Annotated in this window: 16 protein-coding genes; all 16 read right to left on the bottom strand. The window is 52.0% G+C overall.

Translation table 11 applies throughout. The features are described from left to right. Position 1 precedes the first annotated feature (1 nt). Entirely contained in the window at positions 2 to 2,542 is a 2,541-nt protein-coding gene (pglZ, locus tag FUA23_RS19570) for a BREX-1 system phosphatase PglZ type A (RefSeq protein ID WP_147932466.1), read from the bottom strand. Between the two features lie 21 nt (positions 2,543 to 2,563). Next, positions 2,564 to 3,427: a nucleotidyl transferase AbiEii/AbiGii toxin family protein gene (locus FUA23_RS19565; protein ID WP_147932465.1), complete on the bottom strand. Its 864-nt coding sequence runs from the start codon at positions 3,425 to 3,427 to the stop codon at positions 2,564 to 2,566. After that, positions 3,384 to 4,436, bottom strand: coding sequence for a type IV toxin-antitoxin system AbiEi family antitoxin (locus FUA23_RS19560; protein ID WP_187271140.1), 1,053 nt, complete (start codon positions 4,434 to 4,436; stop codon positions 3,384 to 3,386). The genes FUA23_RS19565 and FUA23_RS19560 overlap by 44 nt, the downstream gene beginning before the upstream one ends. Before the next feature lie 63 nt (positions 4,437 to 4,499). Further along, positions 4,500 to 5,162 (bottom strand): GIY-YIG nuclease family protein, encoded by a 663-nt coding sequence (locus FUA23_RS19555; RefSeq protein ID WP_147932463.1) that lies wholly within the window; start codon positions 5,160 to 5,162, stop codon positions 4,500 to 4,502. After that, entirely contained in the window at positions 5,155 to 6,474 is a 1,320-nt protein-coding gene (locus FUA23_RS19550) for a hypothetical protein (protein WP_147932462.1), read from the bottom strand. Before FUA23_RS19550 ends, FUA23_RS19555 begins: the two co-directional genes overlap by 8 nt. Before the next feature lie 48 nt (positions 6,475 to 6,522). Continuing rightward, positions 6,523 to 7,365 (bottom strand): HNH endonuclease, encoded by an 843-nt coding sequence (locus FUA23_RS19545; protein WP_147932461.1) that lies wholly within the window; start codon positions 7,363 to 7,365, stop codon positions 6,523 to 6,525. Beyond that, a complete protein-coding gene (locus FUA23_RS19540; protein ID WP_187271139.1) occupies positions 7,349 to 8,059 on the bottom strand; it encodes an OmpA/MotB family protein in 711 nt (236 codons plus the stop codon). The genes FUA23_RS19545 and FUA23_RS19540 overlap by 17 nt, the downstream gene beginning before the upstream one ends. Then, complete coding sequence (locus FUA23_RS19535) at positions 8,049 to 9,122, bottom strand: hypothetical protein (protein WP_147932459.1); 1,074 nt, start codon at positions 9,120 to 9,122, stop codon at positions 8,049 to 8,051. The genes FUA23_RS19540 and FUA23_RS19535 overlap by 11 nt, the downstream gene beginning before the upstream one ends. 53 nt (positions 9,123 to 9,175) lie before the next feature. After that, positions 9,176 to 12,964, bottom strand: coding sequence for a BREX-1 system adenine-specific DNA-methyltransferase PglX (gene pglX, locus FUA23_RS19530; protein ID WP_147932458.1), 3,789 nt, complete (start codon positions 12,962 to 12,964; stop codon positions 9,176 to 9,178). Between the two features lie 99 nt (positions 12,965 to 13,063). Continuing rightward, the gene (gene brxC, locus FUA23_RS19525; RefSeq protein WP_147932457.1) at positions 13,064 to 16,660 is read right to left on the bottom strand and encodes a BREX system P-loop protein BrxC; all 3,597 of its coding nucleotides are present in this window, start codon (positions 16,658 to 16,660) and stop codon (positions 13,064 to 13,066) included. After that, positions 16,661 to 17,260, bottom strand: a complete 600-nt coding sequence (locus FUA23_RS19520; RefSeq protein ID WP_147932456.1) for a DUF1788 domain-containing protein — start codon at positions 17,258 to 17,260, stop codon at positions 16,661 to 16,663. Then, a complete protein-coding gene (locus FUA23_RS19515; protein ID WP_147932455.1) occupies positions 17,253 to 17,894 on the bottom strand; it encodes a DUF1819 family protein in 642 nt (213 codons plus the stop codon). The genes FUA23_RS19520 and FUA23_RS19515 overlap by 8 nt, the downstream gene beginning before the upstream one ends. Positions 17,895 to 17,947: 53 nt before the next feature. Beyond that, positions 17,948 to 18,445 carry a J domain-containing protein gene (locus FUA23_RS19510; RefSeq protein ID WP_187271138.1) on the bottom strand — a complete coding sequence of 166 codons (498 nt, stop codon included), beginning with the start codon at positions 18,443 to 18,445 and terminating at the stop codon, positions 17,948 to 17,950. A gap of 4 nt (positions 18,446 to 18,449) precedes the next feature. Next, a complete protein-coding gene (locus FUA23_RS19505) occupies positions 18,450 to 18,677 on the bottom strand; it encodes a hypothetical protein (RefSeq protein WP_147932453.1) in 228 nt (75 codons plus the stop codon). Between the two features lie 70 nt (positions 18,678 to 18,747). After that, on the bottom strand, positions 18,748 to 19,371 hold the full coding sequence (locus FUA23_RS19500; protein ID WP_147932452.1) for a hypothetical protein: 624 nt from the start codon (positions 19,369 to 19,371) through the stop codon (positions 18,748 to 18,750). Positions 19,372 to 19,539: 168 nt separating this feature from the next. Then, positions 19,540 to 22,071, bottom strand: a complete 2,532-nt coding sequence (locus FUA23_RS19495; RefSeq protein ID WP_147932451.1) for a UvrD-helicase domain-containing protein — start codon at positions 22,069 to 22,071, stop codon at positions 19,540 to 19,542. Positions 22,072 to 22,086 lie beyond the last annotated feature (15 nt).

The raw sequence follows: 22,086 nt of genomic DNA, 5'->3' as shown, positions 1-22,086 counted from the left end.
ATCACAAATCAAAATCACTTCCGAAGGTAATATCCAGGGTAAAAGGATGTTCGAAGACAATTACCCCGGAAGGGTCCCGCAGGCGCAGTTTAACCGGTCTTTGTCCTCCGGTACCAGCGTCGGCACCAAAGCGGAACCGCAGGCGGGTTTCTCGATTTCGTTCCTCAACGGCTTCGCTGTTAAAAACGATATTTTTTTCGTCGGAGATGAGCTTTTCATCAGCATCGTAAAAACCAATCCGGAGACGACGTTCACCTCGCTTCCCTCCCACAGCCTGTTTCTGAAAGAAACGCACGCTGTATTCATTGTTCGTGATATGCCCATTACCGGCAATTACTTCCACATCTACGGGGAGTGCATCATCGTTTGCGGTACGGCCCAGGCTTACACGCAACATGGGCACAACGAGTTCCTGCAGGCTCAGCCCACCGTGTACGTAACGGCTGCCACTACCCGATCGGCGAAGTCGGTGAACTGAGCGTGGAATTACAATTTCCAGATCTCCCTTAAGCCCTAGTTCTCCAGCAGTAAAGTGCATGGCAGCAGAATCTTTTTCCAGGTTTGCCCCCAGCACAAATCGCCGGTTGTATTTCTGATCATCTCCCAAAACCTTGTAGCTGGCGTAATCACTGTCTTCCAGTGGAGAATGCTGGAAGAGATAACCATGGTCGGCCGTAACAATGATATTATTGCCATTCATACGGGCAATGATGGTCAGTAGCTGCTCAATTTCCTCGAAACACTTCTGGGTGCGTACGAACAGTTGGTCTTCTTCCTTTTCTCCTGCCTGATCAATGAGGTTGTGGTAAATGTAAATAACATCATAGTTCTTCACCCAGGCACGGCCGGCATCGCGTGCGGAATAGTCACGTACAAGGTCCGAAGCGGTGATGGCTATCGCGCGACTATTTGCTGCGGCTTTAAGGATTTTATCGCGGTTAGCCGTTCCCTGGGCACTTTGGCCGTCAGCACTTACCATTCCGTCTCCGCGGAGTTGTAATTCCTTATGAGGCAGCAAAGCCGCCATACCAAGTTGGGTAAAAGTAGGAGCTGCGGCCAGCATTGGTTCCAACTCCGTACGGTAACGGCCGAGTGTGGGCAACCAGCCCGATAACTCTGCGGCGGACTCGTAGCGAAGGCCGTCAGAGATAATTACAAAAATTCGATTTCCCCGCTTCACGTAAGGTTCGATGTTGGTTTTCCAGAAATCCCGCTGGTGGGCAATTGGCAAACCCGGCGGAGGAAAGCCTTCGGCATCAAGTTGTTGCTGCCAGTGTTGATTTAATTTATGTAGGAATCCGGTAGTGTAATGTCGCTCCAATGGCTCCACCAGAGGTTGCAGTAACGGATCACTAACGTATCGGAGATGATAATGAAACTGCCGGTAGGCCTGATCGATCTTACATTGTTGTCCAGTATAGTCGATCAGGCTATCCCGGGCGCCGGGGCGCAGGTGCAGGGAACCTTGAAGGGCAAGGAAGGTAGCGGCCGCCCTCAGGGCGGCGTAGTGATGAGTATACCCTTCAAACCAAAAAGTCCCTTCCCGATCGTTGATCAGTGCATTTACCTCATCGGCAGATACTTCCCCCGAAAGGATTTCATCCCGTAAGCCACTGAGCAAACGTTGGTCAATTTCCACGAAAAGATCAGCACGCTGGAGGTCCTTCAGGGATAATCCGGCCATTTTGCTGGCAATACTCCACTCACCTCCCAGCCTGCGGGCCACCAGTTCGTAGGTTGGCCGGGTGCGCTCACTGTCTTGCCAACGGTCCAGCAAAAGGTCTGCTTCGCGGCGTACCCGCCGCGGCTGCCCCGGTAACAGTTCTGAGAGCCTACTGACGAACAAAGCTTTTACAAAGTCTTCAATTCCCGGATCATCGCTCTGGTAACCGTAGGTCCTCTCCGCATATTCCCAGAGTGGCTGATCCAACCCATGATCGGTAATCTCTTTCTCCACGGCTTCCCGCTGGCTGAGTTTCCGGATGGCAGCTGCCGATAGTTCCTTCCGATCCTGCTCAACATAAGCGCTGATGAGGGCGAGAAAAATTTCCGTTATTCGGGGCTCACATCGTAGCAAAGCTCCCAACATTCCGAGTTCTAGTTCCCGGTCGCTGGCCACCTTCGAAGGCAGGCGTTGCCGCAGTAATTCGCGTCGTTCTTTGCTGGCAAAAAAAGTCCGGTAAGTTTTCAGAATTTTGTCGGCCGTCCGGTCAAGCTTTAGCTCATCCCGGTATATAGCATACTCATCGGTACTGAATAACGGGTAGGCGAGTTGAAGGTCCAGAAGCCAGTTATCAGCGTCGCTCTCCGGTACTTTCCCAGGAGAGAAGAGAAGGAACTTATCCTTATCGTCCGTTTGCTCTACCTGAACCGAAAATTTGGTTTTCAGTGCCTGGTTTTGGACGTTCAGTTTAGTTACTCCAGCCAATTCCATGGCTTCAAACTCAGCGGTCATTTCGCTGCTGTCATTACCGTACCAGAGGACGATACGGTGGTCGTCTTCGTGGAAGAGTTTGTGGAGGCGTTGGTTAAGGGTGGACATGGGGCGAAGGTAAGTAGTTTTTCATCGCTCTATTTCGTCGCGAATACGTTTTACGATGCCGTTTGTAACGTCATCCTCAACCCGCAGTACTTGTGCCATCCGGCTTCGGAAAAACTTGCCTTTATCATTGTCCGCAATGTCGGCTAAAATCGCCAGTATGGTCTCGCGGGTTTCCGGATAACCAGTAATCATACTGCTCATTTTACGTCCGATTGCCACCGCCGCATACCAGTTAGGCTCAAAGGCCTCCCCAGCCAAATCATAAAGGTCATCGAACGCGGGATCAACATCGAGTGCGTCAGTCATCGCGTCGAAGTAGCTATCAATGATAAGAGAAATGTCTGTGACATGCTTAAGTGCTACGGGGTTTGGCGTACGGTCTTTCCAGGCCATTAACTTTAACAGAATTAGTGCCTCTGGCGTAGGAATATGGAACTCGACCTTATTATCAAGGCTAATTTGAAGTCGTGTATCCCAAGCCTCGGAGAAGCCCATCATATTTATTCTAAAGTGATCTACTTCGGGAAAGCTAATACCTCGGTCGTCTTCCACCTGACCGAATGGCAGGAGATCAGTTGGAAGGCCATCCGGTGTAACAAAAATGTGGGGAAACTTTCCTTGTTCGAAGCCATGCTTTTGGGTAAGTCGTTGTGTGATCTGTTGAAAGCCGGTCCAATCTGGCAGAACGATACCGAAGTCAATATCCCTGGTTAGAATCCCGGCCTTTTTACCAAAAATGTTATGCAGAAGCAAATCCCTGGCAAAAGCACCAACCACCAGATAGTCAGTCTCCTGCTCCGTACAAACCTGATTCATAACTTGAAAAAGCTCAACTACTCCCCTACCATTGAAGGCCAGCGTTTTGGAATCGATCACGTATTTCATGGTTCAGGTATTTTTGCGCCGCTTCCAGTACCCGGCTGTCATGGCTTAATAATAGGTCAGCATAAGTGAGTATGTCCGCTGTGAAAGATTGGTGCCAGGTCTCCTGAGGCGAAACCTCAAAATGCCAGAAAGGGCTCAACAACTCTGTATCCGTTTCACTCTGGTCTTTGCCAACCGGACGTAGGCCGTAACGCTTACTTAGTTCGCTGAGGCGCAGGCTGGAGTAGATTACCGTATTTTCAGAGCTCAAGTAATCACCAAGCATCATGACAGCGTACTGCCCCCCAAGCAATAACCGGTCGTTAATGCCCGATAGTTGCGCCCGCTCGATCAAGTCTCCGTCTCGCGACCGGAAGTAGCCCCGATGCAAAGAGGGACGCAAAACCCAAAGGTATGCGTACGCCCAGCGTTCGATAAGTCCCCGGAGGTTATGCAGTGTTCGTTTACCCTCAACCTCAATCAGGAATCCCTGCTTCCGCAAATCGTCTAAAATTCCGGAGATGGCGCCGGTGGATACGCCCGTTTGCTCACTTATGGTGCGGTAACTGGCACCAACTAATTGAGGAGCGACCAAAAAGTGGTACAGCAAAATCACGCCCTTACGCTGAAACGCTACGCCAGAGTAAGGTGGATCCACCGGAGCATCATCACGGACATTAACAAGTAGCTTTACCCCTGGTAGATCAACGTTGCAGTTGCCAGCGGTGTCGATGTAGTTAATGTTATTTTCCTCTAGTTCGAGGCGGTGCTTTAATTCGAGGTGAGGCAACAAAAAAAGTAATGGAAGCCCGCCAACCGGGTGCAATTTTGAAAAATTGAGTATTGGCCTTATGCCGTTCAGCTGTCCTTTAACTTCAACGAAGACTTCGATATTACCGATCCTGATTTTACTGTCGTACCGACGGTTGCCCGTTTTCAGTTCAAGCTCTTCCAACGTTACTTCTATACGATCTCCGAGTTGCCGTCGGAGGTGCATCAGGCAACGATCGGTGATGTCCTTTTCAGACATCCTGTTCAGGAATGTTGTCGCGTTCATGAAAAATGAACGCTCTAAATGCAGGAATAGTTGTATCTACCGCTCCCCATCCAAATTAAACCAGGGCTGCAATACTCCAATCAGTAAGTCTTCCCAATAGAAGCGGCGTTTGAAGGCGTCGGTACGCTCAGCACCATCGGAAATGGGCAAATAACTGATTCGCACGTGGTCCCGAATCATCCGCCGGACGGTCTCCGGGTCCTCTACAGACTCCTGCCTAAAAAGATATTCCATCCCCGCACGAAACTGACAGGAGGTATTCTTCTTATAAATTATGCTGACCGGTTTATCATATAAGCTTGTCCGGCGTACGCTTCCGTCCGCTTGCTTCTTAGCCAGAAAGACGTCCGAATTTCCACGCCATAGCAAGTGCTGTCGAATCCTGGCCTGCAGATTGGTTGACTTACCCACGTAAAGGCAGGTATGCTCCGTTTGCAGCAGCAGGTTTTCCGGCCGGATCGTAAAGCAACTCTCGTGCGTTCCACCATTTTCTCCGGCCGGGCCGACGAATTTCACCAACTGATCGCCCCGTAAAACCGCAGGATCACCCACCCACCAAAAGGTGTACAGACCGGCCTTCTTCTTCAAAGTCTTGCTTATGGCCTGCCACTCCGCAACGGAATAGAAAGGTCCACTTATCAAGGAGTGAAGCTGCGGCGGCAAATTAAAGGTGAGGGGTAAGGCTGCTGATTTACTCATGGTTTCCATTTTTTAGTTCCACCATCTCCCGCATTCCGTCAATACACTTCCGAAAGAAAGCCACGGCGCGCTCAGGCTTTCCTGTATCATGACGCTCTGCCTCTTCGTAGGGGATCAGCAGTTCCAGTAAAACGCCGGCGGAAAAGTCAACATAGCTCCGGTTAGACTCCGTTACCTGGGCATCGTACGCACACTGACTGCGCCAGCCAGGAAGGTGATCCGTAAGTACCGCTTCCAGCTCCGGCCAACGCTCTTTGGGGTAGCGACCGGCACGTCTGGTATGAAATTCCAGCGTGTGCGTTCGTCTGGATTCTTCCGGGCTAAGGAACAACTCCGCAATTGCTGAGTTGAAGTGCCGGAATTTCAGATAAGGGCGAACGACCAGAGTAGCACCAGCAACCGGGCTCGTCAACTGGTCAAACGACAATCCTTTACCAAACAACTCCCAGCCCTGTCTTTTCGTTTCCCCGGCGTAGATGGCCAGCCTGATATATTTGTCCTCCGTTCCGCTGGTAAAATCAATTAGCACCTCCCGTGTCCAGCCCCAGTTTACCCGGAGTACGGTACGGGCATAGGTGCCTTTGTAGGTTTCGAAACCGTACCCGCCCGCTTTTGCGAGCTCCTCCTTGATCAGATTAAGTCGTTGATGAAGCTGCTTAAACTCAGACGAGGCGTCTGAGGCCGGAAACGCCACCCGATTCATCGGTCGCGGCGGGAACCACTCCGCGTAGCGCGATTCCAACAGCTGCACAAAGTCCCGGGTTAAAGCACTGCCAGTGCCCAGTTTACCCATGAAACCTAAAACACTTTCTGCTACAGCAATGATTTTACCCCAGTTGAAGTCAGCATAAACCACCTCCGGTGGGTCTGCCGTGCCAAAGCGGCTGATGGCTTCCGCCTGCCCCTTCAGTTGCTGGCCGGGGTCTACCCTGCTGACCTTAAACTCGAAGATGATGAGTATGTCCCCCAACGCCACCGAAACATCCGTAACCGGATCGGCCGCACCGCCGGCCGCATATTCATCGATAAGCTCAATGTTCATCTCCTGTGGGCTGGCGCCCACAGCGTATAATTTTCGGTAGCCTTCAAAGGAACTGGCCACAAGTTGTACGTCAATATCAATGTCCCGACTTGTCCACGATTCCTGGCTTAGCAGCTGATAATCCTCTGCCGTCAGTACCTTACCCAACACCCGATCCAGAAAGAGCGGATCGTGAAGCAGGCATAAAGCAAAAGCTCTCGATAGATTATTCTCTAGGTGTTCAGCTTTGCTGTCGTTGAAGAAGGTGAAGAGGTTTAGGTGGTGGTTCATGAACGCAGTTTATCAATCAAAGAGCAGTGAGTGCATAAAAGGTTGTCATCAGGCAAACTTATTATTCCGATCCTTAATAAACTGATCAAATCTGGCCACCTTACCCAGACTGAGCTTACTCCTGAACAGGTCCACAAAACTTTCTACCTTGAACGAGCCCTTACCTCTCATCATCTTTTCCTCATGCTCTAGAGCGTGACATAGAAAGCACAGAGCCTGAAGATTCTCCCGCCGATTATTCTTTGTACCTTTTAAATGGTGCGTGTGTAGGAAATTACGCTGATCTGGCTCGGATAAACAAATCCGACAGTCAGGCGACTCACAATACCAACCAACACTTTCCCGGTAGGCAGTACTAATCTGAGGCCAAAGCGCCGCATAACCGTTGGACAAATAAACCATCTCTTCTGGCGGGGTATTTTCGACAATTGTCAGAACCACGTCGTACCACCTCTCACTGACAGACCCATAACGGGTAAAGAAGTTTTTTTGAAATATTTCGTTCCGACAGTTTTTACATAACACCAGTTCTCGAGACACCGGCTGACCACGGTCCATGATCGTTACCGGCATTTTATTTGCCTGAGCAAACCGGCTGTATTCCTGCATAGTGCGACAGTTCACTATGTGATAAACCGGCCATGACTTTGGCTTCCCATTTTTAGGGATGTATCGTTTTCTTGTGTACCAAAAGAGTAGTACTTGTTCGTCGCCGTTACTATATGTAAAAGCTCCGTTTGATAGCTCTTCAACGTTTTTCCGATCGATCTTCAGGTTATCAACCAGTTCAAGTTCAGGCTCCGTAAGGTTAAAAACCAAGCCGTGCTTTTTTTCCAGAAACTTTGCAGCCTTACCTTCTGAGAAGTCCGTAAATTCATTCTTTTTGTCCATCACGCTCTTTTATCGCGTCAATTAATTCCTCGTTTGAGGTTACAATTCGAAACTCTACCCGACGACTAAATTCGTTGTTCACCTGCTTATTGGAACTTGAATAAACGTATTCTTTCTGATCGTTTAACGCTCTCGAAAAAGAAAAGCCAATAGAAGTAAAAAGAAAATTCATTCGTCTTTTCTCCTCGGGTGTCGCATCCTGATAAACTTGGTTTTGTCTTAAATAATCAAGCACTGAAGATGCTCTCCGGGATGACAAATTAAGGTTATAGATGTAGCTGTCTTCAAATTGCCCGTATGGAGGCACAGTATCTGTGTGACCCTCAATTCTTATCTCTTTGATGTACTTGAAGTAAGTAGTATCAGAAGTCAGCACCTCCCAGTATTTAGGAATGAAGTTATCCAGCGCTTCTTGAAACTCAGGGCTGATTCTTGACTGATTCGGTGCGAACAGGTTCTTACCCGGCTCGGCTTTAAAACGGATCGTTCCGTCCGGGCCCAGCTCAATCTCCTCTTGCTCGATTTCCTCCTCGAAAACCTCTTCCAGTTTATTGTAGATCTCTTCTTCTACGAAAGTGTGATCAATCACCTGCAGGATATAATTGATCGCAATGAACATGAAGATGACCATCAAAGCTGTCATCAGGTCTGCTACCGATATCCAGTTCGATTCCTCATTTTGTTTACTCAGCATCAGTAACAACATTTTCAATACGGCGGTCTAAATCCTCCATATATTTCAAGAAAAGCTCATCAATTGAAGCGAAGAGTTTTGCCAAACGTTCGTGGTCTATGGTTCTCAAGCTGCTTACATTGGCTACCATTTGACCGGAAGCATCCGAAACTTGTTTAACGGAATCCGTCCAACTATCAATTTTATCGCCAGTAACCTGCATTCCCGTGGTAGTCTCATTTAATGAAACTGCAAGTTTCCCGAACTCTCCTGTAACGACCTGAAGTTCTCCGGTAGACGTTCTGACATCACGTAATATCTGTGACAGGTTCCCTTTTTCGCTAAATGCCTCGTTGAATTCATCGATCACATTTTGCAACTTACTCGATTGACCGGCAACTTGGTCCATCATCTTTATCCACTCCTCCGTGTTTTCAACCAAAACAGTGTGGTTAGATGTCAACTCCCGGTAATACACGAGTAATGCTGCCACATCTGCCCGATGCTCAATCTGCCAGTCCGTTAATTGCTTTACAGCACCACTAAGTTCTTCGAAATTTTTCTCAACCAGCTGCGTGACAAAATCATCCATGATTTCATTGAACTGCTGAAGAACAGTCTCTAAGCCATCTTTAAGCGCATTGCGCTGATTATGGAGCATTGACTCCTGGAATTCGCCAAAGCTTTTATTTAACTCCCTCAGTTCAAGTAATTCTGGACTCTCGGGCATCTTTACCCTTTTCCCCTTCAACTGAATCTGGATTATCTTTCCAAAAATTACCGACAAACTCACCCCTGCGATTGTGGTGTACATGGCTGTCTTAAGGCCATCTAGCAAAAGCTGAATGCTTTCCTTGATCAAATCAGGAGAAGTATCAAACTTGTACAAACCATAAGCAACCCCTCCAAATGTACCCAGTAGCCCGAGGGTTACAAACGTCGATGGAATGGACTCGTAGATGTAATAGTTCAGGTTTCTAACCCCTCTGAAGACAATAGCCAAAAAGCTATAAAATAGCCATAGACCAAGTAATATCCAAGGAAAGTCTTCTGCCCAAAAGGGGTCAATTGTTGATTCTAACATACCTTACTTTATTGAAAACAATAGAAAATTTCAGGGCGGCGTCAAGCCCCCTCCTACCACTCCCACTCCACCCAATCAAACCCCATCACCTTCTTCCGCCCCTTAGCGTCATTCACCCCCGTGATGGTTTCCACGGCGTCGCCCATTTTGTTGTAGTTGACCAGCACCCCGTCGTCGAGGTCGAGGGGGATGCGGCGGCGGGCCAGCTCGAGGAGGTCTTTCTGGTAGGCCTCGCAGTCGCGCAGGGCGGCGTTGGCGTACTCGATCGTTTTGCGGGCCTGGGCGATGGCCGCCGCCGTGCTGCCCGCGTCGTCTTTGACCTGCTGCGCGTTGTCCCGCTCGGTGGTGAGGCGGTCGATGAAGGGCCGCAGGTAGTCGTTCAGCAGGCGGCCGACGGTGTCGGGCTGGTAGCGGTGCAGGTACACCAGCGCCCGGAAGTGCTTGCCCGGACTCTGGAACATCCAGTAGATGGGCCGCTTTTTGTAGCGCTTGACGTGGTCTTTGTAAAAGTCTTTGACGAAGTAGCTACGGATGTCTTTACCCAGGCATTCTTCCACGAAGGCCAGGTTTTCCACGAAGTGCGCCTCCCCGAAAGCCGCCCGCAAAAAGACGCGGAAACGCCCCACAATGTCGTCCGGAAAGTACTCCCCGGCCAGCACGGGCAATATGCCGTCTTCGTCGGGCGCAAAGGTCCACTCCGCTTCGCCTTTGCCAACTTTCTCGGCGTATTCTTGCAGCGTATCGCCGGCGTTGGCCAAAATCAAGCCCTCCTTATCCAGACTGTACCGCCCCAGCATGCAACCCACCGCGTAGCTGACAAACTGCTGCATAATGATGTCCCGCTTAAAGGGCAACTCCAGCTCGTCGTAGTTGGTGACGAGGCCGGTGTCGGGGTCGCGCTTGAGTTGGTCGTTGAGGGCGGCGAGGGCTTTGCGGTCGAGTTCTTGTTGGAGGATGGTGATGTCTTGGAGGGGGACATTAAGATCATATTCTTCTTGCAGATCAAAGGATTTAATAAATCTTCCATTTAGTTCTTCTTCAACTCGATGGAGTGATAAGAAATCATTTCTCCTTTCCTTCACTAAGTCCTGCAAAAAATTCCTAACATATTTATCTGCTACCTGTACACCCCCATTATATTCATAACCATATTCTTTGTTATGCCAGTCCTTTCTAGAATGACTGTAAGCTAATCCCGCAAGCTTGCGTACTTCTCTTCTATCATTGATCCTAATAGGAAGCTTCTTAATATCTCCAACTTGAGCATTTAGAGTAGGAGAGTACAACTTGAGAAAGAATGTATTTACTTTTGAGTTTAAAGCGGCAGCAATCTCGAAAATACTCCCATCACTTTCCAAGAAAAAAGCAGGACTAGCGTCTCCTGGAATAACGCCTTTTTCATTTATTTTAAATCCTAGTTTATTCGATGTAATTTTATTCCATGTAACTGCTTCGAGTCCATACAAATGCTCACTCGGTACAATCGACTTTGGAAATGCTTTGATTTCTACTCCGCTATCTTTCCACAAGACGACTTGATCCATATTGCCGTACCACTTAGTAAATTCACCTCCACTATTAAACACGAACCATTTCCCTTTACCGTTAGCTAATAGTTCATATTCTGAAGCAGGGACAAAATCCTGGTTGCTGACTTCATACCAATACCGAATAAATCTTGGAGCCCTTCCTGTCTGCAAACCTCTTCGTGTAATTCCAATATCATCTAGAGTATTATCACTTGCTAAGGAATTGCGAAGTTTGTTACTCAACCAATAACCCATAACTGTTCCCGGCAGTTTGACAAAGTCACTCTGATCAACTGTAAATGCATAATTACCAATTCTAGTTTTTGCAATCTCTCGTGTTTTAGCTTCTTTTTCAAGAGTTGACCTATCATTAACCAAGCGTAAGTATAAGCCTTTATTGCTAGGCTCTCGTAATTGAATCGTAAACGCAGTGCTTTGGACAACTTCTCCTCCTATTTCCGGAAAAGCTCTTGGTCCTAGATGGACCATAGTATCGATTTGAAAATTTTTGAAAATATGTAAACGTAGCTTTTCTAAGCTACTCCCAAACATCCAACTTTGCTGGTTTATCAATCCCATAAAACCATCAATCTTTAAAGCGGATAAACCACGTTCCATAAAACAAGTCATTAAGTCTCGTGAACTACGTGGATAATAGAACTTTACAAACTTCAATAAGTTAGCGTTCATATCAGTACTTGAGTGGTACGGCGGGTTATCCACCACGCACCAGAACTTCCGGCTCAGTTCGGCCAGCTGGTGCAGGGCGGTGTCGAGTTGTTGGAGGGCATTGGTGGCGAAGAGGTCGGCACCTCCCAACTTACTTTGCACCTGCGTCCGCGCCGCCTGAATTTCTTCGGTAGTGGCGGTGGGCGTGATGAGGGAACCGAAATTGGTGGCCTGCTGCATCAGCGTGAGGTCGTGCAGCAGTTCCTTGCTGGCGGGGATGCCGTGATCGGCCAGCAGGGCGGGCAGTTCGCGCTCTCCGGTAAGGGTGAGGTCCCGGAAGCGGACGATGTTGGGGCGCAGCCCCTGGCGCAGGGCGCGGCGGTGGTAGCGGCGGGCGCGCATCATGAGGGTGAAGGCGGCCAGCTGGGCGGCGCGCTCGTCGATCTCGAAACCGGTGAGGTTGTGGGCCAGGATGAGGCCGGGGATCTCGCTTTTGGCGTAGCCGGACTCTTCGTAGATGCGGGTGAGCAGCTCGAAGGCGTAGAGGAGGATGTGGCCACTACCGCAAGCTTGGTCAGCGAGGGTTAGTTCCTGGGGAGTTAACGTTGGCCGATTGGCGATTGGCGATTGGCGATTGGCGATATTTGATTCGCTTCGCGGCTGCCTTTGGCGGTTAGCTGCCGCTGGGAAGAGCTCGCTTTGCTCGTGAACCCCCTCCCCCGGCCCCTCCCCACGGGGGAGGGGAGACGTGGAATCGCTGAGCGATTCAGACAGCAAAAAACGCTCAGCGTTTTCACTGGTCCCTCCCCCGTGGGGAGGGGTTGGGGAGGGGGTTTCGGCACTCTCCAGATAATACGGCATAAACTCCCGCAGGCTACTATCGGGGTGGCTTTGCAGCCAGAGTTTGCCGAGGGTGTTTTGCACCATGTACTCCACGATCCAGCGGGGGGTGAAGAGTTGGGTAACGGCGGGGATGTCGGCCTTTTTCACCTTGCCTTTGGCGGCGAAGACGGCGTCTTTTTTCTCGGAGATGTAAAACTGGTAGAGCCAGCCGATGACTTCTTCGTTGTCTTCGCAGACCGCGGGCGTGAGGGTTTCGCGCAGCTGGTGCAGGATGCTTTGCTGGCTGAGCAGGTCGGCGGGCAGCAGCAGTTCGGAGTAATCGGTGATGCGCTCGAAGAGGAAGGGCAGCTGGGTGTGGCGGCGGTTACACTCGGCGCGCAGCAGGATGCGGTAGACCTCGGCTTCGGGGTTGGTGCTGGGCAGGCGGCCGTCGAGCAGGTCGTTGAGGCGGGCGTGGTTCACCTGCAGGTCGTCGGGCAGCTGGCCGGCTTTGGCGAGTTGCAGCAGTTCGGGCAGGGCGTCGGCCTCGGTGGCGGGGCTCACGGCGCGCAGGTCGGCGTAGTGGTTCACGTCCATGAAGCGCAGGGCCACGAAGCGGTTGAACCACAGGTAGGCGGCTTCCTCCACCACGTGGGCGCGGCCGTGGCGGCTGATCCCGTCGTTGAGGGCCTTGATGGGCGCGGCAAACTCCTGAGCCAGGGCACCGGTGGCGTTCAGGGCGCGGTCCAGCTGCACTTCCACCTGGGCGATGAGTTGGGTGCGGGCTTGCTGGGCGAAATTTTTGAGGAGGGAGGTATTCATCTTTAGTAGGTAGTTGGTAGTGGGTAATGGGTAGTGCTACCGATGTTGGAGGCGTCGGATAAAGTTCGACGCACAGCGTCTCAACCAGTTCAGGCCAGGTTAAAGTCGTATTCCGTCTCCCCGTTCCAGGATGGCGCGGCCCGCTTCGCGCAGGGCGTTGAGGTAGCGTTCCAGCTCTTCCTCCTCTTTGATGAGTGAAGATTTGAGCCCGGCGCGGTCGCGGAGTTCGCGGCTGGGGGGCAGCGGGGTGTATTGTGGTTTGGGCTCTTCTGCTTTTGGTGCGGGCGCGGACGCGGGTGCAGGGTAAGGTTGCCCCCCGGCCCCCAAAGGGGGAGCAGCAGGGGGCGGGCGGCGGTGGGCGGCGCTGAGCGCTGCCACCTGGTTCACCAGCTGGCCGAAGGTGTGTTCTTCGAAATCGCGCAGGGCCTGCCGCAGGCCGCTGATGGTGCGCTCGGCGGTCAGCTGGCGTTCGTGGCGGCCGAGGTGCTCCTCGAGGTTCAGCTTTTCGGTATCGGTCAGGTCGGCGTATTCCTCCATGGCTTTGAGCTCGGCGGCTTTGCCGTCCAGCAGCATTTTTACCTGCCGGCGGTCCTGCTCCAGGCGGTCGCGCACGGCGTCGAAGGCGGCGTCGAGTTGGGCTTTGGCCTGGCTCATTACGCCGCGGCGGTAGGGTTTTTCCTCCTGCTGCAGCTGCTGCAGGGGTTGGATCAGTTCGGGGGGCAGGTGGCGGTAGTTTTCGCGGCCGGTGGCGAGGAACTTCCCGATTTTGGCGTAAATATCTCCCTGGTCGCCGTCAATGAAGGCCTTGATGGGGGCGTAGCGGTCTTCGCGCAGGTCGGCCAGGTCGGTATCCAGCTTATCGAGTTGCTGGAAAACTTCGTTGTAGCGCAGCTTCACGAAGGCATCGAGGGCTTCGGCGTAGGGCTGGAGCTGGTCCACGAAGGGGAAGTCGTCCTTTTTCCCGAGCAGACCGCGCAGTTGGAGTTGTTCTTCGCGGAGGGCATCGCGGAAGGCTTCGGCCACTTCTTTAGCTTCGCGGCCGGGGTTGCTTTTGTTGAACAGTTCCTGGTGGAGGCGCTTGAGGCGGCCTACGTCACGGGCGCTGATGTCGGCCAGGGGGCTTACCATCAGGCTGTCCACGCGGCGGTTACTACTCAGGTAGTCGGCGGCGGCGCGGTTATCGAGGTCGCGGCCGTCGGCGCGGGCTTCCAACTTGTTGCCGGCAATGAGGCGGGCCAGGATGGTGGCGGTGCTGCCTTCGCTCCAGCCGTAGGGTTTGGTGCCGAAGCGCTCCAGCAGGCTTTTGGCCGTTACGCGGTGGTTGGCCGTGGCCTGGCGGCGCACGAAAGTGAGCATTTCCTCCTCGGCGGGGCCAATGTTGCCGCTCTCGCCGGCCAGCTCAGCGGCGGGGCGCAGCAGGGCGTTGGTGGCGTCGTCGTAGCTGAAGTCGCGCGGCAGCAGGCGCAGGCTGTGGTAGGTTTTGGTGATCAGTTTCTGCAGGGCCTGGGTCACGCGGTTGCGGGCCTCCCCCACCCCGATGTCCTTCACGGCCTGACCGGAGAGGAGGATGTCGGCCCGCCCTACGGCGGCCTTGATCTGATCGATGATTTCGTCGCGGCGCTTGTGGTTTTCCTGGGCGCGGCGCTGCACGATGAGGCCTTTCTCGCCTTCCGGGGTGCCGGTCTGGCGTAGGTAAGTGTCGGTTTTCAGGTGCATCTGCACGTCGTCCATCAGCCGGTCTTCGGCCGAGAGCACGAAGTAGGCTTCGGGTTTATCGAGGCTGTGGGCCATCAGCAGTGTTGGGCTGCTGAAGTTGGGGTGGCGGGCGGTGATGACGTTGAGCACGAGCTCGTTGGTTTGCCGGCCGAAGGGGCCGTCGTCGAGTTTGCGGTTGAAGCCGAACTTCTGTTTGTTGTCGGGGTAGGTGACGGTGGTGTCTTTGATCACTTCCTCGAAGATCATCCGGCCGAGGAAGTCATTGACCTTCACGGCGTCCACTTCTGTGTTGTGGATTTCCTGCTCGATGTCCTTCTCATCGTCGGTCAGGAATTCGTACTTCGTACCGTTGCGCAGCAGGTAGCTCTGGCGGGTGAGTTTGTTGAGGGCGGTTTGTACGTCCTGCTCGAGGGCTTTCTGATCCTGGCGGAAGTTCTCGGTCAGCAGGGCCGTGATGTGGTGGGGCGTGGCTTCGAAGTTTTTGACGTACTTGACCAGGAAGAGGATCTTGAGTACGCGCACCTCGAAGCTGTCTTCGCCGAGGTTATTGATGGCGGTATTGAGGCTGGCCTGCACCTCGCCCTTCAGGATGGGCTGCAGCCCGTCGAAGGCGCGGTCGAAGGAAGGCAGGTTACCGATGGGCAGGCCGTCGGCGTCCATCTTCTTCACCACGTCCTGAAAAATGGAGAGCAGGGAGCGTTCGCCGACCGAGGCGTGCTTACCCATCAGGGCGTTCTGGCGCGAGAGGGCGCGGATACAATCCTGCAGCAGCCCGAAGTGGAAGGGCTGGAAGGGGTATTTGCGCAGGTACTCTTCTTTGGAGTCGGCCACGCGGAACTCCGTTCCGCCTTCGTGGAAACTGAGTACGGTGGCAAAGTTTTTGTGTTCCTGCTCGTAGATGGGGGTGAGGAGCGCTTCGCCGGCGTCCGTTTTTTTGAGGAGGCGCAGCTCGATGACCTCGTCCACGTTCTGGCTGGTGAGGTTGAGCTTACACTTGAAGCGGGCCTGAATCTTGGAGAAATCCTGACTCTGCTTGTCTTTGAGGCCACCGAGCACGGCTTCGATGTCTTCCTGGCTGGTGACGAAGACCCAGGCGTTACCGTTGCAGCGGGTGTAGAGGCTTTCGGCGATGGTTTGCAGGTTGGTCATCAGCTTGGTGTCGTCGCCGATGTACTGGCCCACTTCGTCGACGAAGAAGTTGAGGCGGAAGCCCGGGGCTTGCTGGCTGAGGTAATCGTTGACTTCCTCGGCGAAGCGCTCGATGGTGAGGTTGTAGTCGGAGCGGGCCGATTCCCACACTGCCTTTCCGTCGTCCACTGCACCTGCGGTCACCGCCGCATACGCTTTGGCGAACTTGCTGCGCACCAGGGCGACCTGGTAGCGCTCGGTATCCCAGTCTTTTCCGGTTTGCTCGCGGAAGGTGGTTTTGAAGTCGGCGAAGATGCCTTCGCGGTCCATGCGCCGTTCCAGGTCGGCGAGCCAGGCCAGGCGGGGGAAGTAGCCGCGCATTTCGTTGAAAACGGACATGAATACGGCGAGTACGGCGTCGGCCTGGTCTTTACCGGTACTGTTCAGGATGGCCTTTTGATCGATGTTGAAGCGGATGCTGCGGGCGGGGATGCGGGCGGCCTTTTCGATGGAGGCGGCCAGCAGGGGGTTATCCTCCCGGACCTTATCGGCGAAGCGGCGGCCGGTTTCGATGTCATCGACGACCCGGTTTTCGAGCAGTACGGAGAGCATCTTGAGCAGATGCGACTTACCGGAGCCGTAGAAGCCGGAGATCCACACACCGTTGGTGCCGCCGGTATCATTGTAGGCATCGAAGAACTGTCGCTCGAGTTTCTGGGCTACTTCTTTGGTGATCACGAATTCCTGCACTTCCTGCCGGAGGTGGCTCTCGTCATCGGCTTTAATGACACCTTCGATGGTGCGGTTAATATCGTAAGTGAAGAGATCAGACAGGCGTTGGGTGGTAGACATTTACTGGGTAAGGTTGAGATTATTGAGGTGGAAAGCACGGTAATAATTATCGTTTTTCAGTCGTCCGAATAATTCGAGCGAAGTTCCGGTGTAGGTTCCGGGAAAGAACAGCACGGTTGGGATATCCGTTACGTGCGCCTGCAGGTTATGCAGCAAGGAGTGGGTGCGCAAAAAAGGGTACACCTGCCCTACTCCCCGAAGGAACAAAACTTTTGGCTTCGGGTGCACTGGATCGTTTATTTTTTCGACAATAGCGGGAATGAGCGTGGAGGGCAGGTCGAGCAGCGACTGCAGGGTTTCCATGAATATGACCGGGTCGTCTTCAGCTTCGAGTTCGTAAAGATCATCCAGGTCGATCCGTTCTTTCAGCAATTCGTGGCAGAGGTCGAACAGGTTAATATCTCTGACCGGGTGGCCGGCCTGGTTCATGCGTCGGGCCAGGGCGTCGGTACTGCGGCGGGCGGTCAGTTCCAGTTCAGCGTCGTAGGAAAACACGTAAAAAGGTACTTCGCCCCCGATCGCTTCCATACCGAGAAAACGGGGATGGCTGATCTGGCGAAACGCTTTTTCAAAATTTTCCTGTAATTGGTATTCAGACACGGGCGGTGGTGTAACGGTTTATTTCTGCGTCGGAGAGCAACCAGAATTCCAGGTAAGTGGGATTTTGGGCGCTGACGCAGGTGCAAAGAAAAGTGGGAACGAGCAGGGGATGAATGCTCGGCTCGTCTCCCGGCGTAAGGATACCGACTTGTTCGAGAAAATAGAACAGCCGGGACTGAATTTTTTCCCGGGTAGATTCTGCCAGTTCTTCCAGGCGGGGGTATTGTTCGGCTTCTTCCCGGAAGAAACTCTGATAATCGGAGTGGAGGAGGCGGTAGTCGAACACCTTAATTTTCGGTCGCAACGTTTTGCGCACAAAATTGCCGACAAAGGGATAAGCCCGGCAAACGGCCTGCCAGAGCAGGAGGCGGCGGGTTTCGTCGCTGCCGTCGGTAAGCAGCTTCAGTTCTTCTCCGGCCAGCGTTCTCAGCCGCAGGCTGAGCTCGTTGAATAAGCGACGGCGGGTGGCGGCTTTCTGCCGGTTGAACAAGGCATTGGTATCTATTTCGTCGTACACCTCTTCCCAGTCCTGGCGTTCCAGGAACAGGCCCGCCAGTGTTGCAGACTCTTCGGGTAAGAGGGCTGCGGCGGTGAAGGAGAGGGGGTACGGGGTATTTGATTCCTGATTCTTGATTAGAGATGTTTAGATGATGGCCACAAGGTACGGAAGGAATAAAGAGTCTTCGGCTAATTACAACCATTCATCATCGCAAATAACAACATAAAGAACAACCCGGATAGAACATACCCTGCCATATGCATCCCAAAAGCCTTAGCTCCCTCCTTAGCGGCGACTTTGGACATACCGGCGAAGTCTTTAGCAGTCTGTCGGGCAAGGTCAACGGATTGCCGGCGCGCATTTTCCATCCAGCGGGCGAGGTCGTCATCCGTTACACCTTGCCGCGATGCCTGGTAAGAAGCTCCTCCCCTGCCGGCCGTAGTGCGGCTATTAGCGGAATCCTCCCGTACATGACGGTTGTATTCTGCATCATAACGCCTGCGGGCATCCTCGTCCGTCAGGATGAGCCGAGCTTCGTTGATTCGCTGCATCCTTTCGGTTGTATCCGTCCCCGGGTTTTTATCGGGGTGCCATTTGATGGCCTGCCTTTTGAACGCTACACCGATCTCTTCCGTAGTTGCGGAAGGGGTAATATCAAGTATATGGTAGTAATCGATGAACTCCACGTGATCAGGATTTATCGAGGGTGTGAGTTTCGACTTCTGTTGTCGGGAGTGCATCATCTTCAAGAATCTCTTCCTTACCGTAGGCCCAAACCGCTTTGATGGCCGCATAAGCCCCAAACAGAACGGCCACGCCGATCAATGAGGTGCCAGCCAGTTCTCGCGATACCCCGGCCAGGGCGAGAGATACAAAAAGGATCACCCCCGTAAGGATGATCTTAATAACAGTGCTCATAAACTAGTGTTGTTTATTGATTGCTGACCAATCAGCAGGAATGAAAAAAGGATGAAATGGATTTTCAGGTCTACCTGACTACCCGGTAAGATGCTAATGCCTGCTCATGAATCTTCTTCCAGCGGTCTTCTTCTGTTTTACGGTAAGACATAGTAAGAACCTGTAGCAGGTCATCGTTGAAAAAACTGTATCGATCTACCCGGACAACCGGGTTTGACTTCATCTGACGCTCGTAAGCGATATGGAGCGCGTACTGACCGTTCAGGTTTACGATATTAGTGCCGAGCCATTTGGTAATTTTAATTCCCATCGGCTGCGGTGCCATCATTTGCTCTTTCATGACCGCATTTATTTCTTCAATGTCCTGCAGGCTCATTTCCGGGTCCTCCCCGAGTCGGGGAAAGTCTCCTTTGGCTCCCCGCTTCGTTTCGTGAATGATGCGCGTGTACAAGGCAAGTGCATCTTGCTTTCTTTCGTTAACACCCGACTGCTGAAATACGGCTCTGCCAGGTACCGGCACGAAGTTGTGCTGGTCATAGTAAGATTTCGCCGCATTGCGGTAAGCGTCGTTCTGTAGTTCCATTGCGGATGAGACCTCAATAGTTGCTACTCCTTCAAGATCAAACCTGGGCATTGTCTGACAAGCAAGCAGTAAGGGGAAGGTGATTAAAAAGAGTGACAGGATTGATTTCATAAGATTTGGGTTTCAGGTGATTTCCGGACGGGCTAAGAAATAAATACGGAAAACGCGTCGGAGTGTCCCTCCCATAGGAGGCAACCGCTTTACCGTAGTTCGTTTCTCATGACCTTACAAAGGTAGGAGCCACTTGTGCACCAGAAGTGCACAAGTTGAAAATCCGGGTTATGCCATCACTTCCGCAGCGGGGAGATTCAGGATTTCTTTTTGATAATACTGCTCTGTTTCCTCATCCCAGATCATAAGCCGGTCTTTTGGGAAGAGTTTCACGATCTCCCGGTAACGGGGAATGGTTTCATCGAACATGGCAATGATCAGGATGGACCGGGTGCGGGTAAGAATGGTGTAGACGAAGTAGTCTTCGTCGCCGGGGGTGTTTACCGGTACCCTGGTAGACCATACTATACAGTCTTTTTCCATGCCTTTGAGGCGAAGGATGGTATCGGTGGTGGCCAGATCTGCGTACTTGTTGTTAATCCGGTCGCACAATGGCTGATCGTTCTCCAGAATGGTGATGAAGCGTTTACCATCCGCACCAAAGCCTTCGAAATTAAATATTTGGTAGTGATGGTGTATCCAGGACAACTTCGTCATCATCTGCTCTTCTGAGGATGCATACACAAGGATTGGTCTTGCTCCCGGTGGCGCGCCACGGTAGGGGTTTATGATGTTAACATCAACATCCGAACGGCTGTTATTGATGTGCTCTGAGAGAGGACGTAAACATTCGGTGATTCTGAAGGGCAGCCGGTATGACCCTTTGAGGTGGTGGATATTCCGTCGTTTCATTGCCGGCTTACCCTCCTGGAATATTTCCATAGCTCTTGGTGCCTGGCTGGAGGCTCCTAAATGAACCGCCTGAGCGTAGTCTCCGGTTAGCACAACTTCGTTGAGGTCTTTAGCCAGGCCATAAAAAAGTTGGTAATCAGCTAGCGTACAATCCTGAAATTCATCGACAAAGATATGAGTGAACCGGGCGGGAAGGTCGTGCTCCAATCCGCGATACAGCTTTTGGCGACGGGTGTAAATGGTGTCTGTAGTGGAAAAACCTGGCATGCCATCGTTCAGGATCACCAGGTATTCCTTTACGCAGTCCCAGATAATGCTTCGCTCAGTGGAATTGTACAGCAGACGCGGGGTGGCTCCTCTGCCCGTTCGTTCGCTTTTCTGGTACTCTTCCAGATCCAGATAAAGCAGCCCGTAAACTACCCGGATGTACTCCAGGTGTAGGAAGTCCGGGTCAAGAATCTTTTTGTACCTGGTCCGGTCGAGGCTTCTTCGCTCCACTACCCTGTTGACGGCTTCTTCCATTCGGCGGCGCAGGCCGAATTTTCCTGTTTCGAGATTACCTCCAATCCCACCTATCTGAGTCGGTAGTTTATCAAAGTTGAGTACTCGGATATTATCAATAGTGCTGCCGGTGAAGCGGAAGCGACCGTTTTCTGAATTACCCAAAAAACGGTATTTATCGTCGTCTAGCAAGTTTCGTAGCCAATCTATCAGGTACGAGACCAGTGATTTGTTAAAGGTAGTAAGCAAGATAGATAGCCTGGGGTTATAACTCTGCTGCTCTACTATTTCCTTGATGCGTTCCGTAATGACGACACTTTTTCCAGAGCCAGCGGAGCCAAGGATTATTGTTGGCCGGCCATCGGGCTTAGCAGCTTTAAGCTGTGTCTGGCTTAGCACCAGGTCACGGCGAATCTTGACCCTCGATTGGTAAAGGTCTAACTTGTTTACCGGAGACGTATCGCTCTCTTCGAAGGCGATAGCCATTCTGGCCTGACGGCGGCGAAAGATGGCACCATAGAAGCTTTTTTCGTTCCAGGTTACAAGATCGTGGTTAATCAGACCTGCTCCATGCATTGCGTTCAATTCCTTACGATAGTCTTGTAGGGTAGACATAGGACCTTTGATAGGCAAGTCCCACTTGAACGGTATTTTTTCGTAGATGAACTTTTTACTCAACTGCTCATCTTGGGCGAAGCTTTCTACCAACTCCTGCTTTTTCCAACTGGTGGTAAGCACGACCTGTTCAGGATCAAACTTTTCGACGATGTCGCGAAAAGTTTTTGCGACCGCTTCTTTGTTGTCGGAATGGTCAAACACATAGCTGGCAACGATGTATGGATTGACGATTTCAACTCCCATGCTATTTGTCCAGCTAACACTTTCGTACTCCGCTATCACATGACCGAAGCCCTCGGGAAACAGTTGATTAAAGGCGGGAGCGGAGTAATTGGCCGCGAAGTCTAACATCACGGGGCTGATATCGATGTTAATGATTCTGATCGCAGGTAAGGCTGTTACCCCCATCTGTATGGCCCCTTCAACACAAAGCGCGACCGCGAGGTGAACAGCCCCCGCGCCAGCCCCAAGGTCAAATATTTCAATCGGTTTCTTATCGGTGATGGCCTCACAGACAAATCCGGCTGCAAACTTAAGGGAGGTATTTATTCGCCGCCCCTGATAGAACAGTCCGTAAAGTGCTCCAGTAGTAAAACGGTCATAGCAAAAATCGCCTCCTTTTGCGAGTAAGGTGCTTTCTTCCTGGGTTTGTCGGAGGTCATACACGACGTTAGAATAGCCATGGGTTATTCTGCGTTTTTCCAAAAAGGTGTCTACGGAAGTTACAATAGCGGTTTCGATCCGATCTTTTTGACCGACAACCCAATTGATAAGTTTATCTGGTGTCATCTCTAAATGGTGGGT

The organism is Neolewinella aurantiaca (assembly GCF_008014675.1).
Lineage (GTDB): Bacteria > Bacteroidota > Bacteroidia > Chitinophagales > Saprospiraceae > Neolewinella > Neolewinella aurantiaca.
The sequence above is the reverse complement of the archived record's forward strand: the minus strand, read 5'-3'. Positions and strand labels throughout refer to the sequence as shown.

Excerpts from the sequence above, each read along its gene's own strand:
- FUA23_RS19565 (WP_147932465.1), bottom strand. The coding sequence starts at position 3,427 with ATGAAATACGTGATCGATTCCAAAACGCTGGCCTTCAATGGTAGGGGA.
- pglZ (WP_147932466.1), bottom strand. The coding sequence starts at position 2,542 with ATGTCCACCCTTAACCAACGCCTCCACAAACTCTTCCACGAAGACGAC.
- FUA23_RS19505 (WP_147932453.1), bottom strand. The coding sequence starts at position 18,677 with ATGAGCACTGTTATTAAGATCATCCTTACGGGGGTGATCCTTTTTGTA.
- FUA23_RS19550 (WP_147932462.1), bottom strand. The coding sequence starts at position 6,474 with ATGAACCACCACCTAAACCTCTTCACCTTCTTCAACGACAGCAAAGCT.
- FUA23_RS19495 (WP_147932451.1), bottom strand. The coding sequence starts at position 22,071 with ATGACACCAGATAAACTTATCAATTGGGTTGTCGGTCAAAAAGATCGG.
- FUA23_RS19560 (WP_187271140.1), bottom strand. The coding sequence starts at position 4,436 with ATGTCTGAAAAGGACATCACCGATCGTTGCCTGATGCACCTCCGACGG.
- FUA23_RS19555 (WP_147932463.1), bottom strand. The coding sequence starts at position 5,162 with ATGAGTAAATCAGCAGCCTTACCCCTCACCTTTAATTTGCCGCCGCAG.
- pglX (WP_147932458.1), bottom strand. The coding sequence starts at position 12,964 with ATGAATACCTCCCTCCTCAAAAATTTCGCCCAGCAAGCCCGCACCCAA.
- FUA23_RS19535 (WP_147932459.1), bottom strand. The coding sequence starts at position 9,122 with ATGTTAGAATCAACAATTGACCCCTTTTGGGCAGAAGACTTTCCTTGG.
- FUA23_RS19540 (WP_187271139.1), bottom strand. The coding sequence starts at position 8,059 with ATGCTGAGTAAACAAAATGAGGAATCGAACTGGATATCGGTAGCAGAC.
- FUA23_RS19545 (WP_147932461.1), bottom strand. The coding sequence starts at position 7,365 with ATGGACAAAAAGAATGAATTTACGGACTTCTCAGAAGGTAAGGCTGCA.
- FUA23_RS19500 (WP_147932452.1), bottom strand. The coding sequence starts at position 19,371 with ATGAAATCAATCCTGTCACTCTTTTTAATCACCTTCCCCTTACTGCTT.
- brxC (WP_147932457.1), bottom strand. The coding sequence starts at position 16,660 with ATGTCTACCACCCAACGCCTGTCTGATCTCTTCACTTACGATATTAAC.